This window comes from Natronobacterium haloterrestre, from assembly GCF_900112205.1.
GTDB lineage: Archaea > Halobacteriota > Halobacteria > Halobacteriales > Natrialbaceae > Natronobacterium > Natronobacterium haloterrestre.
On sequence record NZ_FOKW01000008.1, the window covers coordinates 27,043 to 41,745 of the forward strand.

At 64.9% G+C, this 14,703-nt stretch carries 10 protein-coding genes and 1 pseudogene; 10 read left to right on the forward strand and 1 reads right to left on the reverse strand.

Annotation, left to right across the window (positions count from 1 at the left end):
- Positions 1-49: 49 nt before the first annotated feature.
- From BM113_RS15065 to BM113_RS15110, 10 genes and pseudogenes are all read left to right on the forward strand, one after another.
- Positions 50-1,225 (forward strand): sugar phosphate nucleotidyltransferase, encoded by a 1,176-nt coding sequence (locus BM113_RS15065; RefSeq protein ID WP_089788883.1) that lies wholly within the window; start codon positions 50-52, stop codon positions 1,223-1,225.
- A 3-nt stretch (positions 1,226-1,228) separates the two neighbouring features.
- Positions 1,229-3,031, forward strand: a complete 1,803-nt coding sequence (gene glmS / locus BM113_RS15070; protein ID WP_089788884.1) for a glutamine--fructose-6-phosphate transaminase (isomerizing) — start codon at positions 1,229-1,231, stop codon at positions 3,029-3,031.
- An 866-nt stretch (positions 3,032-3,897) separates the two neighbouring features.
- Positions 3,898-4,476: a VanZ family protein gene (locus BM113_RS15075; RefSeq protein WP_089788885.1), complete on the forward strand. Its 579-nt coding sequence runs from the start codon at positions 3,898-3,900 to the stop codon at positions 4,474-4,476.
- Positions 4,477-4,504: 28 nt separating this feature from the next.
- Positions 4,505-5,131, forward strand: coding sequence for an OB-like fold-containing membrane protein (locus BM113_RS15080; protein WP_089788886.1), 627 nt, complete (start codon positions 4,505-4,507; stop codon positions 5,129-5,131).
- 6 nt (positions 5,132-5,137) lie between these two features.
- Positions 5,138-5,623, forward strand: a complete 486-nt coding sequence (locus BM113_RS15085; RefSeq protein ID WP_089788887.1) for a metal-dependent hydrolase — start codon at positions 5,138-5,140, stop codon at positions 5,621-5,623.
- 112 nt (positions 5,624-5,735) lie between these two features.
- Positions 5,736-6,500, forward strand: a complete 765-nt coding sequence (aglF, locus tag BM113_RS15090; RefSeq protein WP_089788888.1) for a UTP--glucose-1-phosphate uridylyltransferase AglF — start codon at positions 5,736-5,738, stop codon at positions 6,498-6,500.
- A 154-nt stretch (positions 6,501-6,654) separates the two neighbouring features.
- Positions 6,655-7,713 carry a DUF4330 family protein gene (locus BM113_RS15095; RefSeq protein ID WP_089788889.1) on the forward strand — a complete coding sequence of 353 codons (1,059 nt, stop codon included), beginning with the start codon at positions 6,655-6,657 and terminating at the stop codon, positions 7,711-7,713.
- Positions 7,714-8,053: 340 nt separating this feature from the next.
- The gene (locus BM113_RS22665) at positions 8,054-8,581 is read left to right on the forward strand and encodes a hypothetical protein (RefSeq protein ID WP_245758071.1); all 528 of its coding nucleotides are present in this window, start codon (positions 8,054-8,056) and stop codon (positions 8,579-8,581) included.
- A gap of 601 nt (positions 8,582-9,182) precedes the next feature.
- Positions 9,183-10,379: pseudogene (locus BM113_RS23030) on the forward strand (Cdc6/Cdc18 family protein).
- 442 nt (positions 10,380-10,821) lie between these two features.
- Complete coding sequence (locus tag BM113_RS15110; protein ID WP_245758073.1) at positions 10,822-13,818, forward strand: DUF1508 domain-containing protein; 2,997 nt, start codon at positions 10,822-10,824, stop codon at positions 13,816-13,818.
- A gap of 34 nt (positions 13,819-13,852) precedes the next feature.
- Here the strand turns inward: BM113_RS15110 and BM113_RS15115 are convergent, their stop codons facing one another.
- The gene (locus BM113_RS15115) at positions 13,853-14,647 is read right to left on the reverse strand and encodes a VOC family protein (RefSeq protein ID WP_007143505.1); all 795 of its coding nucleotides are present in this window, start codon (positions 14,645-14,647) and stop codon (positions 13,853-13,855) included.
- Positions 14,648-14,703: the final 56 nt, after the last annotated feature.

Sequence of the window (14,703 nt, forward strand, 5' to 3'; positions counted from 1 at the left end):
GGGAGACATACCACAAGACGTACACTGGATGCCACGAGAAACGCGCTCGATGTCCGTCCGATCCGCTATCGTCCTGGCCGCGGGAGAGGGGAAACGGCTCCGGCCGCTGACGCGACACCGGCCGAAGCCCATGCTTCCCGCCGGTACCAAACCGATCCTCGAGCACGTCTTCGACGAGCTCGTCGCGGCCGGAATCGAGGAACTGACAGTCGTCGTCGGCTACGGCCGGTCGGCGGTCCAGTCCCACTTCGGCCCCTCCTACCGGGACGTGCCGATAGAGTACGTCGTACAGGAACACCAGCTGGGCAGCGGTCACGCCCTCGCCGTCGCGGCATCGACGGTCGAGGAGCGGACGCTCGTCGTAAACGGCGACCAGCTGGTCGACCGGAAGATCGTCGGCGACGTGATCTCGACTCACGAGACCGATCCCGACGCGGTCGCGACCCTCGGCGTCATCGGTCACGACGACCTCGCGGAGTACGGCGGCGCCATCGTCGACGCCGACGGAACGGTCTCCGAGATCGTCGAAAACCCGACCGACGACCGAACGTACCGACTCAACGCGGGCGTCTACGCGCTCGAGGCCGAGGCCGTCGAGGCGATGACCGGCGTCGAACCCACTGCCGGCGAGTTCTCGCTGATCGACGGCCTCGAGGCGCTGGTCGACGAGCGAACGGTCAGGGCGGCGGCGAGCGAGGGGATCTGGATCGACGCGACCTACCCCTGGGACCTGCTCGAGGTCGCCGAGACGCTCTTCGAGACCGGAACGGTGACCGGATCGGTCGCGTCGTCGGCGCGCGTTCACGGAACGGCGACGGTCGTGGAACCGGCGGTCGTCGGCCCGGACTGCGTGATCAACGCCGGTGCCGTCGTCGGGCCGAACGTCTGTCTCGGACAGAACGTAACCGTCGGCTCGAACGCGACGGTCCGGCGCAGCGTCGTCGACGCCGACTCGCGGATCGGGGCGAACGCGACCGCGATCGACTGCGTGACCGGCCGCGGCGTCCGGATCGGTCCCGGATCGGCAGTCGTCGGCGGCCCGGGTGACGTCCGCGTCGACTCGACGGTCCACCGGGACGAACGCCTGGGAGCGTTGATCGCCGATCGGACCCGGGACGAGGGGGGCGTCACCTACGCACCTGGAACGATCGTCGGCGCGGAGGCGACGATCAATGCCGGAGCGACGGTCCGGGGCTCGGTCGACTCGGAAACGGAGGTCCGGTAAGCGATGTGTGGAATCGTCGGTTACGTCGGCGTCGACGGCGGTGCGGACGCTCTCGAGGTCCTGCTCAACGGGCTCTCGACGCTCGAGTATCGTGGGTACGACTCGGCAGGGGTCGCCCTCGCGAACGCGTCGCTTTCGGTCCACAAATCAGAGGGCGAGCTGTCCGAACTCCGGTCGACGCTTCCAGAGGAGTCCCTCCGCGGAGAACGGACCGGTATCGGCCACACCCGCTGGAGCACGCACGGCCCGCCGTCGGACGCGAACGCCCACCCCCACACCGACGCCGAGGGTCGCGTCGCGGTCGTCCACAACGGGATCGTCGAGAACTACCAGGAACTCCGGGACGAACTGACCGACGCGGGCGTCTCCTTCGACAGCGAGACGGATACCGAAGTCGTGCCGCACCTGATCGCCTCCCATCTCGAGACCGGCGACGATCCCGAACGGGCGTTCCGGCGGGCGATCGACCGGCTCGAGGGAAGCTACGCGATCGCGGCGGTCGTCGCCGGCGGGGACGAGATCTTCGCCGCGCGAAACGAGTCGCCGCTGGTCGTCGGCGTCGGCGACGATGGCCACTACCTCGCGAGCGACGTGCCGGCGTTTATCGACCACACGGATCGAGTCATCTACGTCGACGACGGCGAGTTCGTCCGGCTCTCGGCGACGGGACGGCGGATCACCGACGCCGACGGGGAGGTCGTCGAGAAGCCGGTCGAAACCGTCGACTGGGACGCCGAGGACACCGGCAAGAGCGGCTACGACCACTACATGCTCAAGGAGATCCACGAGCAGCCGACCGCGCTGCGCCAGTGTCTCCGCGGCCGGGTCGACGAACTAGCGGGCGAGATCACGCTCGAGGACCTCGACGGGCTCGAGCACGACGGCCCGATCCAGTTCGTCGCCTGTGGGACTTCGTATCACGCCGCCGTGCACGCGGCGACCATCTGTCGCGAGCGCGGCATGCGAGCGAACGCGTACGTCGCGAGCGAGTACGCGGCCGACCGAATTCCGGTCGACGGGGAAACGCTGGTCGTCGGTGTCACCCAGAGCGGCGAGACCGCGGACACCCTGCGGGCGCTCCGGGAAGCGAAGCGCTCGGGGGCCCGGACGCTCGCCGTCACCAACACCGTCGGCAGTTCCGTGACGCGTGTCTGTGACGACACGCTGTACATCCGTGCCGGCCCGGAGATCGGCGTCGCGGCGACGAAGACCTTCGCCAGCCAGCAGATCGCGCTCACCCTGCTGGCCGGGCAGTTGAACGGCGGCCTCTCTTACGACGCGATCGAGGCGCTCCGGTCGGTTCCCGATCAGGTACAGACGGTGCTCGATACATCGGACGCGAAGGCCGTCGCGGAGGAACTGGTCGGCTCCGACGCCTTCCTGTTTATCGGCCGCGGGCTGGCTTACCCGGTCGCCCTCGAGGGCGCGCTGAAGTTCAAGGAGATCACGTACGAACACGCGGAGGGATTCGCTGCTGGCGAACTGAAACACGGCCCGCTCGCGCTGGTGACGGACGAAACGCCAGTGTTCGCGGTCGTGACTGGCGACGGGGAGACCGCACGGAAGACGATCTCGAACATCAAGGAGGTCGAGGCACGCGACGCGCCGGTCGTGGTCGTCACCGACGGACGATCAGAAGCCGAACGGTACGCCGACTACGTGCTCGAGATTCCGGCGACCGACGACGTCGGTGCGGCCGTCGTCGCGAACGTCCAGTTGCAACTCGTCTCCTACTGGGTCGCCAATCTCATGGGACGGTCGATAGACAAACCACGGAACTTAGCGAAGAGCGTGACAGTCGAGTGAGCGGCAGCGGGGCGACCGTCTCCGACGGAGCGTCGATAGTACTTGTCGGAAGAGAAATTGAGTGAGTTGGCGATTCGTCTCACGATATTGTGTTCCCACGTCACTTGACTTCAAATATAAGCCCCCATGAAAATTCTCTGTAAGGTTGATCCCTATTGATTCGTTCTTCGTCGTTTCGTCCATCTTGTACCGTATATAGCTGTGAGACAGTATAAGTCGTTGACTCGATACAAGTCTGATCAAATGCTTCATGATCTCCGATAACACTGACTCTATCCGTTGCAGAATCACCCGGTTCTAGGGTAGTGCCTCCCACCGTAGCCCTCTCAAACGATTCGATCGTTAGGCAACCGGCCGAATGGACTCCAGCAGGGTCTCGAGTGTCAATAGTTTCGCGATGGCGCTCTGAAATCAGTTTCAGGCCAGGCGGATTACTTTCCGTATCATCAATGATTGCATCAGACCAACCACTAACTGTAACACTCGTTTCTCCGTCATTAGAGAGCGTGACGATTATTTCTGGAAGCTTTACGGGATCTAATATCGAAGAATTCTGTTCGACCTCAAACGATATATCAATATCTTCGGGGACATCGAATACTCCACTAACCATTCCCCCCTTCTGCTATTTGGATCATGAGACGCGATACAGCCTGTTAGGCCGACCGTCGTTCCGGATCCGACCGTAGAAAGGATCTTGCGTCGATTCATGAAATGTATATTGCCGTTAGTGATTGAATACTTTGGATCCTAGCTATCAAACGACGTGAAGAAGGGATGGATCATATATCTAATAACACGGAAATCACCGCCTGAACGATCGCAGTTCGTTCTTTACTAATTCGATAGGAGAAGCCACGACGTACGTGGCGGTCAGGTTCCCGCTGTTCCCACGATCCGTGCGCTGGGCGGCGACCGGCGTCGTCGCCGCGGTGATCTGTTACTGGTCTCTCGTTACGACGCCGCCCGCGTTCTCCTGGCCCCGAACGGGAGCGTTGGTCCCCGGTCCGGCGGTCGCGACCAGCGGATTGCACGCGACTGGACTCGAGCGGCTCCCACGCTCTACCCACCAGCACGCGCTGGCGTACGCGACGCTGGCCGTCACCCTCGGTTACGCACTGATCGACGAGCGAGGGTTGGAACTGCGACTGCGAGAGGGACTGTTCGTGGTGCTCGTCGTGACTGGGTTCGGCGCGGCACTCGAGGTCGCACAGCTCTCGCATCCGGCCCGTGTCGGTTCCCCGATCGACGCGATCGTCAACGGACTCGGCGCGACTGCCGTGTCGGTCTGGTACGGCCTCGACCGTCGGATGGAGTTCGTTCCCGTCACCGTCCTGCCCTTCCTTCGGGAACGCCCCGGCACGGCGGCCCGTTTCCTCGAGCGGTCGGCCGACGACCCCGGATCGGCGGGCAGTGGGGAAACGGAAAACGGAACGGTCAAGTGAGAAATCCGCGAGCACGTAGACGAACGGAATGCGTCTCGCAGTCAGAGCGACCGTCGCCGTCGTCCTGCTCGCCGGAGTGGTAGGGCTGTGCGTTCACTACGGAGCCACCTACGAGGAGAACTGGCCGCACCCGACCGGGGAGCAACTCGACGCGGAGTACGATCGCCACGTCGACGATCAGGTGCTCCTGTTCGGCGAGGTAAAGGACGTCAACCCGGACGAGACGGTGGAGGTTCACGTCACCGACTCCGCGGACGAGGTGGTGGCGGAACTCGAGGTCGACGTCGGACCCGGCCCGGAGGAGACCAACGCCGATTCTCCCGGGACCGATTCGATCCGGGACGAAGCGACGCCGCTCGATCCGTCCGCCGTCGAACCGGGCGGAACCGTACAGGTCTACGGCGAACTCGAGGAGGATCGTTCGATGACGGCCGACGAGGTCGTCGTGGTCAACTCGGGCCCGGACGCCGCGACGTACAAGCACGGCGTGTCGCTGCTCGGAATCCTGCTTGCGGTGGGGTACTTCTTCCGGCACTGGCGGCCAGACGGTCGACGGCTCGGGTTCGAGCCGCGGACCGCAGGGAAAACGGAACGTATCGGGGCGGATGCGGAACTTGAACAGCGACCGAACGGGAGCCGGAACGGGAACGGGTGAGACCCCATGGCTGAACTCCTCTCCCACGTTCTCGTGGCCTACGTCTGTTTTACCGTCGCGAGCTGGAAACTCGACTGGCTCACGAAACGGTGGGTCGCCGTCGGAACGATCGGCGCGCTCTTGCCCGATCTCAATCGGATCGGACTGTTCGTCTCCGACGCGACGCTCGAGGCCGCGTTCGGCGTGCCGTTTCGTATCGGCGCGATTCATACCCTCGGGGGAACGCTCCTGCTGGCGGGTGTCGGAGCGGTCGTCGTCGCCGACGAACACCGGCGGGCGTTCGGCGTGTTGCTCGCCGGGGGCCTCTCGCACCTGCTCGTCGATGCCCTGAAGATGTATGCGGACGGGGTGGCGGGTACGTGGCTGTATCCGATTACCTGGCTTCGGCACCCGACGCCGAACCTCTACGTATCGTCGGACCCGTTGGTATTCCTGTCGACAGGAGCGCTCGCGGCCGTCGTGTACTTCGTCGACCGCCTTCGAACCCGATGATATACCGCCCTGTGGCGATCGAATCGGTCGTCCCGGGTGGGGGAGGGGTGTGCGATCGAACTGGTTCGCCAAGCAAGAAGACATATGTAACTCCAGTTGGTCGAATCGAATTATGCAAGCTGTCGTACTCGCAGCCGGAAAGGGGACGCGGCTGCGGCCGCTGACCGAGGACAAACCGAAGGGAATGGTCGAAGTCGACGGAAAACCCATTCTCACGCACTGTTTCCAGCAAGTCGTCGACCTCGGCGCCGAGGAACTCGTCGTCGTCGTCGGCTACGAAAAGGAGCGAATCATCGAACACTACGGCGACGAGTTCCAGGGCGTGCCGATCACGTACACCCACCAGCGAGAACAGAAAGGACTGGCCCACGCCTTGCTCACCGTCGAGGACCACATCGACGAGGAGTTCGTGCTCATGCTCGGGGACAACATCTTCCAGGCGAACCTCGAGGACGTGGTCAACCGCCAGCGGGAGCAGCGAGCCGATGCGGCGTTCCTCGTCGAAGAAGTCCCCTGGGAGGACGCGTCCCGATACGGGGTCTGTGATACCAACGAGTACGGCGAGATCACCGACGTCGTCGAGAAACCCGACGATCCGCCCTCTAATCTGGTGATGACCGGGTTCTACACGTTCACGCCGGCGATCTTTCACGCCTGTCACCTGGTCCAGCCCAGCGACCGCGGCGAGTACGAACTCAGCGAGGCGATCGACTTGCTGATCCAGTCCGGTCGGACGATCGATGCGATCCGGATGGACGGCTGGCGGATCGACGTCGGCTACCCGGAGGACCGCGAGGAGGCCGAACGTCGGTTGCAAGACGAACGAGAAGGGGCCCAGCCTTCGCCCGAGAGCACGTCCGAGGCATCCGAGGGATGAAGGGGAGAGGAGTCGTTGGCACCGACGCCGAAAGGAAACCGTTCGCATCGATCGCTCGAGACGAGACGGAGGTCGTACGTATCGATACGGTCGCACCGATGAGCCAAACTGCAGCCTCGAATCGATCCGCTTCGATCACGACCCGGGGGGAGCCATGCCACTGATCGACGAGGAAGGAAACCTGTTCGGCGTCGTCAACGTCATCGACGCGCTCGTCGTTCTGCTGGTTCTCGCGGTCGTCGTCGCGGGGGTTGCGGTCGTCGGCGTCCTGGGGGACGACGAAGACCAAGAACCGGAATCCGACGTGGAGCCGGTCGAGCAGCCGGAGACGAAGTACCTCACGCTCGATCTGGGGCACCAGCCCGACTACATCGCCGAACGCGTCGAAGCGGGTGATTCGTTCGCGGTAACCGACGAGGAGTCGAACGTCGACGGGACGTTCTCGATAACGGACGTCCACGTTACTTCCACAGTCGACGACGAGCGGAACGCCCACGTCGTCGTTCGGGCGGAGGTCACGGGCGACTACCCCCGAATCGGGACGGACCTCCGGATCGAGACCGACGAATACGTCACACAGGGCAAAGTGACTGCCCTCGACGACGACGGAACGTCGCTCGAGACGACGACCACGCCGGTCCTGCTCGAGACGACGGTCTCGGAACGAACGGCTACCGGGATCACCGAGGGCGATACGGTAACGTTTGGAAACCACACCGCGGCAACGATCACGAACGTCCGACTGTACCCGGTCGGGCCGGACCAGTACCGCGTACTCGTCGGCGCTGACCTGCACACCCACTCGAAAGCGTCGGCGCCGACCTATGCAGGAACGCCAGTATCGACCGGAACCCAGTTTATCCTGCCGTTCGACGGCTACGAACTCGTCGCCGAGGTGGTCGACCCGGCGACCGACGAACTTCCGGGCGAGCCGTCGACCGCGACCGCCGACGTCGAACTCGAGGACGTTCCGCCGGAGATCGCGGACGGGCTCGAGGCGGGACTCACCGAATCCATTCGGGGAGAAACGCTCGCAACGGTGCAGTCGGTCGACCGCGGGGACGAAGGAAACGTGACGCTAACGGTCGAACTGCAGACACGGCAGACCGAGACCGGGCTGCAGTTCCACGGAGAATCGATCCGTGACGGCGACAGAATTATCCTCGATTTCGAAACGACGCTGATCGAGGGAACCGTGACACGACTCGACTGATATGCTCGAGAGCGCACGCGAACGATCGACGGCGGTCCGAACGCTCGACGAGGCAATCGCCCGTGTTCGGACCGCATGGGAGCAGTCACGAGCGGGGTCGATCGTGCGTGGGCGTGGTTCCGGTCCCGGATCGCGGTCCGAATCCCGCGACTGTGAGTCTGATCAGTCGGAAAAAGCCCATCGACCGGGTCGGTCACGGTCTCCGACCCACGAGCGACTCGAGGCCGTCCGGTCATCGTCGCGGGTGTGGTCGGTGGGGACGGCCGTGGCGGAACGGGTCCGGACTGCGGGCTCGCAGTCCCGCGTCGCAGCGGCGGGGCGGACGTTGCGTCGATACGTGATGGCTTCCTCCCTGTATCGATGGCTCACAGCCGAACCGGACCCGGACGTGATCGTGATCGACCTCCGCGAGACGTGGACGGTCGGTCCCGTCATCGCAATACTCGATCGCGTGGTAGCGACCCTCGAGCGGGGCGTTCCGGGGTCCGCCGCCGTCGCCACGGGAGAGGATGCCGCCGCGGTCGTTCGTGGGCGTCCGATCGCGGTGCTTTCGATGCTGGTACTTCCGGTCGTCGCGCTGTCCGCGATAACCAGTGCGCTCGCCGCGTCACTGACGGCGAGCTCGTTCGCCATCCACCTCGTCGCCGCCGTGCTCTCGGCGCTGGGCACTCGTTCGGAGCGGAGCTTGGCGGAACTCCGGGAGACGCGTCTCGGTCGGCTGCTCGTTGCTGCGTTCGAACCGCCGGAACCACCGGCCTCCGCTCGAGAGACCGACGAGCCGACTGCACCCCTGTCGTCGAAGGAGGCGCTGACGAACGGTTCGGACGAAGACGAGACGACGAACGAACCGACTGACGAACGGCGGTGACGACGCTCCGACCGGTAGGCGGTTTCCCCAAGACCGTACGAGCGGGAAACCGCTGGTCGGATGCACGAGGTATCCATCGGTGGGGGAGAGTGGATTTCGTGTGCTTTTGGGGTCTGTCGCCAGGGGGTCGAAACGGCTTCCGACCGTCGGGCTATTCCAGTTGACTGTCGCGGGTTCGACTGCAACTACGATTTCACTCTGGTCGGTCGACCGAAACGGATCAACGACGGGGACGGAACGTGAATGCCCTTGTCCACTCCAAGTTTCCACGGGTCGCAAGCGTCGGCTACCCCTTCGCACACGATGACTCTCCCCCTAGACAGCGGAGGGGGAAGGGGAGGGGATTTCGTGTGCTTTTTGCCCCCGAAGGGGATCGGGTAGGGTGGATCCTCGAGCCCGCTTTGCGGCATGGACATCCTCGGAACGAAGCGGGGGAGACGAGAGATACTGACGGAGAGTAGGTTTCGTGTGCTTTCGAACAGGGAATGTACGAATCCCCAGATAGAGCGGGTCTCAGCAGCAATATTACTCTACGGGATTAGCAGACGAAGCCGACGAAAAGAGGTTTTAAGTTTATGCAGTAACTGGTCGTGAGTACCGAATGTCTGGCCCGTTTAGTGATCTTACGGAGACTATTTTTACCGACAAATCGGTCCTCAGCGAGAGCTACCAGCCGGAAGAGATCCTCGAACGGGACGAAGAGATCGAAGCGTTCAGTCACGCGCTCCAGGACGTGCTGTTCGGCCGGGAGCCCGAGAACATCTTCCTCTATGGAAAAGCCGGACTCGGGAAAACTGCCGTCACCACGTACATGATGGAGGAGTTGAAGGCCGAAGTCGACGTTCGGGAGGAGGCGGACGACCTGCACGTCCACGAGATCAACTGCAACGGCAAGACGCTGTTCATGGTCGTTCGACGGCTCGTCAACGAACTGTTGCCGCCGGACGCGAGTCCGTTCCCCAAGCGCGGACTCGGTACCGGGGACGCCTTCGATGAACTCTACAGCCAGCTCGACCGGCTCGGCGGCACCCACCTGATCGTCTTCGACGAGATCGATCACCTGGACGACGTCGATACGCTGCTCTACGAACTCCCTCGAGCGCGCTCGAACGGCCACATCACTGATTCGCTGGTCGGAATCATCGGCATCAGCAACAACTACACGTTCCGCCAGTCGCTGTCGGCGAAGGTCAAGGACACGCTCATGGAGACCGAGATCTCGTTCAGCCCGTACGACGCGGGAGAACTCCGGACGATCCTCCGCGACCGGGCCGATCGGGCATTCGTCGACGGCGCGTGCGACGACTCCGCGATCGCGAAGGCTGCGGCACTGTCTGCTCAGGACATGGGAAACGCGCGCTAGGCGATCGACCTGTTACGCGTCGGGGCCGAAGTCGCCGAGCGCGAGGGCCACGAGGTCGTCGACGACTCGCATATCGAGGACGCACGAACGCTCGTCCAGCGGGGCCGGCTGCGAAACAAGATCCGCGATCAGACCGAACACGCCCAGTACATCCTCGAGACGATCGCAAAACTCGAGGAACGAGGGGAGGTCCCGGCTCGATCGAAGGAGATCCAGGAGGGGTACGAGCGGGTCGCGGACGCCTATGGGGCGACCCCGCTGACGACCCTGAAGAGCATTCAGGATCACCTCTCGGATCTACACATGCTCGGCTTTCTGGTCCGTCACGAGCGGAACAAGGGTCTCAGCGGCGGCCAGTACTACGAGTACGAACTGGACCTCGATCCGGCGATCGTCCTCGAGACGAGGGAGGAGATCGTCAAGGCCGCCGACTGAAAGCACACGAAATCTACTCTCTTTCTACTCTATTCTGCCTCTCCCTCTCTACTCTACTCTACTCTAATCTGCCTCTCCCTCTCTTTCTCTCCGCTGGCCCCCCTCGTCCCCGTTTAGCGATCAGGTAGCCGTCCTCTTGTCCAGCTTTTTCGATCTACTGGTCGTCTCCTCTCTGCCCCCATTTTCTTCTCCTCACTTCCCTTCCCAACACTGGAGCACACGTGCGAAAAGCACACGAAATCCACTCTCTCACCCCCATCTAGCGGAGTGAATGCCGTAACCCAGTCGTATCGCGTTAGTCACGAACTACACGGCACGCTGAGTCCGGAGTTGCCGTGATTCGGGCGGTGTCCAGTATCCGCGACCGAACCGACTCACCGCTCGAGAGCACCGGATACGTCGCCCATAATAATGGGTTCGCTCCCCTTTGGCACTGGTATACATGTCACTCCCGCGGGCCGTCCGCCGACGCCTGCGCCGGATCGGGGTCGACGGGAGCCGGCCGAAACCGTGGCCGCTCCGCTGTGACCGACCACAGGGAAGTTCACTCCGCTCGCGATTCACGAACTCGAGTTCCCCCGCGTTCGGGGTCGTGCCGGCCGGTACGATCGGGGGGGTTCAGTGGGGGGAACGCGGCCTCGAGATGAGTCCCGGGGCCGCCGTCGCGGTCGGCCTCCTGTTGTTCGCGGGCGTGGCCGTCGTCGTCGCGGCGCTCACCGGGGGAAGACCCACGAGTGGAAGCGGGGACCCCGACAGCCGAGAGACGAACAGGAAAGATGCCGAACCCGCGGCCGATGCCGACACTGAAACCCTCCCGTCGTCCGATCACCCGCCGATTCCCGACGAGGGCGCACGGGTCGCGCTCTTCCGCGAGGACGGTGACTGGATCTGGCGGGTGTTCCACCTCGAGGCGCTCGGCGAGAGTTCGTCGGGAGCCACGACCCAGTCGGCGGCTACTGCACGGATCGAGCGGGTGCAGGAAGCCGCCGACGGCGCTCGAGTGCGGGAACTGACCGAGGGCGAGGAGGCCTTCCGCGTATATGCGGACGGCGACGGCCGCTGGCAGTGGGACCTGATCCGGGCCGACGGGCACCGAGTCGGAACGAACGCCACCGAGTACGACGAGCGGAGCGCTGCGACGGAGGCAGTGGCCGGTCTACAGGATCACGGGCCCGATTCCGATTGCATCGCGGTCGAACGGGCAGCGTTCGCGATCGACGACCATCACGACGGGTGGCACTGGCGGTTAGTCGACGACGAACGCGAGTCACTGGCCGAAAGCGCCGACGGCTACAGGAGTCCGGAGGAGGCCGAGCGCGCTGCACAGACCTTTGTCGAGGAGAGCGCGGCGGCGCGGTTCCCGGAACTCGAGGCCGAGACGGACGAACTCGAGGCAGAGATGGACGGTTCGGGAGCAGCGGTCGGCATCGAACTGTACGAGCCGAGCGACGATGGGACGGACAAAGGCGACGATCGCAGCGAAGGCGAGGCTGACAGCGAAGGCGATACAGGCGGCAACTGGTCCTGGCGCATCGTCGACGACGTCGACGAAGTGGTCGCCGACGGAACGACTGCGTTCGACGGACGAAAATCCGCCGAGGACGAGGCGATGGCGGTCCTCGAGTCCCTCGAGGAAGCGGCGGTGACCGTTGCCGGACGGCCGGCATACGAACGATATCGGACGGACGCGGGCGACCGCTACCGCTGGCGGTGGCGACTCGTCGACGAAACCGACCGGGTCGTCGCTCGCTCGACGGGAGCCGACTCCGAAACGGGAACGCGACGGGCGGTCGACCGGTTCGCGGAGGCGGCCCCGGACGCACCGATCCGAGAGATCGACGGGGCGGTCTACGAAGTCCATCCCGCGACCGATGACGGCGAGACCGACGCCGATCGTGCGGCCGCGGAGGAAGGCTCGAGGGGGCCGTCGGAACACCGCGATTCCGCCCCCGAACCGGAGGGGGAAGCCGTCGCGGACGGTGCCGGACTCGAGGTGGACGACGCGGACCCGGAGCCATCGACGACGGGCGGCAGACGGTGGCGCTGGCGTCTCGTGGTCGAAGGCCGGGACGTCGTCGCCGCGAGCCCGCGGGACTACGACGATCCGGAGACGGCGACGGAGACCATCGACCGAATCCGGGCACAGGCCAACGACGCCGAGGTCACCGAGTTCGAAAGCGCCGCGTTCCGTGTCTACGAGAGCGCGGCCGGTGAGTGGCGCTGGCGGTTGCTCGACGAGCAGGGGGCGGTCCTGGCCGACAGCACCGCGGAACACGACACCCGGAACGAGGCAGCCGAGGCGATGCTGACGCTCAAGGAGCAAGCGCCCGACGCCGACGTGATCGAGATCGAAACGGCCGCGTTCGAACTGTTCGCCTCGGACGGGGAGTGGCGCTGGCGGCTGATCGACAGCGCCGGACGCTGCGTCGCCGAGGCCCCGTCCACCTATCCCGACCGTGCGGGCGCCCGCGAAGCGCTGGATCGTGTGCGGGACCATCTGGAGGCCGACGCCCGAACGATGGACGGCCCGGTCTTCGAACCGTACGCGGACGGCGACTGGTACTGGCGGTTCGTCCTGCCGACGGGCCAACCGCTCGCCGTCGCCGCCTCCGGGCGTTCGACCCGGGACGACCTCCTCGAGGCCCTCTCGGACCTGCGGGAGACGGCGGCCACCGCCCAGAGCTACTCGACCGGAGCGACGACGGTCCAACTCTCCTGCGGCGACGGGTGGCGCTGGCGGGTTCTGGATCGCGACCGCGACACTGTCGTCGAATCGGCCGGCGTCTACGCCGACCGCGAGGCGGCGCGGCGGGCCGTCGACGTCCTCGAGCGCACTGGGACGGACGCGCCGGTGTTCACGGCCGCGGAGCCCGTGATCTCGCTCGAGCGGATCGACGGGACCGACAGTAGCGCCGATACTGATGGCGAAAGCGAGGGAGAAGACCGCCGACGCTGGCGGTGGCGACTCCTCGACGCCGACCGAAACGAGGTCGCGGTCGGTACGGAGTCACTCGCTCGAGCCACCGTCCCGGATGCGATCGAGGAAGTTCGCAGGCTCGCGCCGCAGGCCGACCGGATCGACGTCTCCGGCACGTCGTTCGATCTCGTTGCAGACGAGGGGCGCTGGCGGTGGCGATTCCTCGACGAGGGGAACACCCCGATCGCGACCGGGACCGTCCGCTACGAGTCGAAGGGCGCGGCCCGGGCGGCGATCGACGAGGTCCGTGGTTCCCTCGAGAGTGCGAACGTGTTCGAACTCGAGGGTGGAACGTTCGAACTCTACGAGGGAGGCGGCGAGTGGGGGTGGCGGCTGGTCGACGAGTGCGGGGAGACGCTGCTCGAAAGCACGGAGACCTACGAGACGCGTGCGGCCGCACACGAGGCGCTGGCGGCAGTACGGGCACACACGCCCCAGGGCGAGGTAACGGTCGTCGAGTGAAACCCAAACGGCGTTCCGGAAGCGGGCGGGCGGCTCAGAACGGGAACAGCGACTCGGCCTCGAGGTCGCGCTCGAGCAGTTCGATCTCGTGACCGTCCTGATCCTTCGTAAACGCGTACATGTTATCGTTGCTCTCGGGGTCCCGGTAGTCCGGCGCTTCGCGTTCGACGAGCGTCTCCCAGTCCTCGGCGAGGTCGTCGACGCGGACACAGAGATGCCCCCAGGCGTCGCCCATGTCGTAGGTGCGGCCGTCGTAGTTGTAGGTGAGTTCGACCGACATCGCCTCGTCGGCGGCGTCGCGGGGCTCGACGAAGTAGTTCGCGAAGGTGTCGGCCTCCCAGCGGCCGACCTCGTCGTACTCGAACTTGCGGGTCCAGAAGCCAAGCGCCTCGTCGGCGTCCTCGACGCGGATCATGGTGTGATCGAGCGACCACAGCGCGCCCTCGTCGGGGTCGCGCTGGACGATCTCGATCTCGTGGCCGTCGGGGTCTTTCACGAACGCGTAGCGCCCGCCACAGGACTCGGGGTCCCGGTAGTCCTCGACGCCCTCGTCCATCAGCTGCTCGTAGTACGCTTCGAGTTCGCCCTCGGGGACGCGGACCGCAACGTGCCCCCAGGCGTCGCCGAGTTCGACGTCCTCGCCCTCGTTGTGGGTCAACTCGAGCATCGCGCCCTCCTCGTGCATGTCCTCCGGCCCGAGGTAGACGATGGTGAAGCCGTCGCCCTCGTAGCGGTCCTTTTCCTCGTACTCGAGGTGGGTCCGGTACCAGTCGAGCGACTCCTCGAGGTCCGAGACGCGCAGCATAACGTGGTCGAGCGTTCCGTCCATATCCGTCGAAACGCCCGGAAATAGCAAAAGGGTGGCGGAACCGGCGGATTGCCGGG

Coding starts and splice junctions, on each gene's coding strand:
- BM113_RS15065 (WP_089788883.1), top strand. CDS start 50: ATGTCCGTCCGATCCGCTATCGTCCTGGCCGCGGGAGAGGGGAAACGG.
- glmS (WP_089788884.1), top strand. CDS start 1,229: ATGTGTGGAATCGTCGGTTACGTCGGCGTCGACGGCGGTGCGGACGCT.
- BM113_RS15080 (WP_089788886.1), top strand. CDS start 4,505: ATGCGTCTCGCAGTCAGAGCGACCGTCGCCGTCGTCCTGCTCGCCGGA.
- BM113_RS15085 (WP_089788887.1), top strand. CDS start 5,138: ATGGCTGAACTCCTCTCCCACGTTCTCGTGGCCTACGTCTGTTTTACC.
- aglF (WP_089788888.1), top strand. CDS start 5,736: ATGCAAGCTGTCGTACTCGCAGCCGGAAAGGGGACGCGGCTGCGGCCG.
- BM113_RS15095 (WP_089788889.1), top strand. CDS start 6,655: ATGCCACTGATCGACGAGGAAGGAAACCTGTTCGGCGTCGTCAACGTC.
- BM113_RS22665 (WP_245758071.1), top strand. CDS start 8,054: ATGGCTTCCTCCCTGTATCGATGGCTCACAGCCGAACCGGACCCGGAC.
- BM113_RS15110 (WP_245758073.1), top strand. CDS start 10,822: ATGTCACTCCCGCGGGCCGTCCGCCGACGCCTGCGCCGGATCGGGGTC.
- BM113_RS15115 (WP_007143505.1), bottom strand. CDS start 14,647: ATGGACGGAACGCTCGACCACGTTATGCTGCGCGTCTCGGACCTCGAG.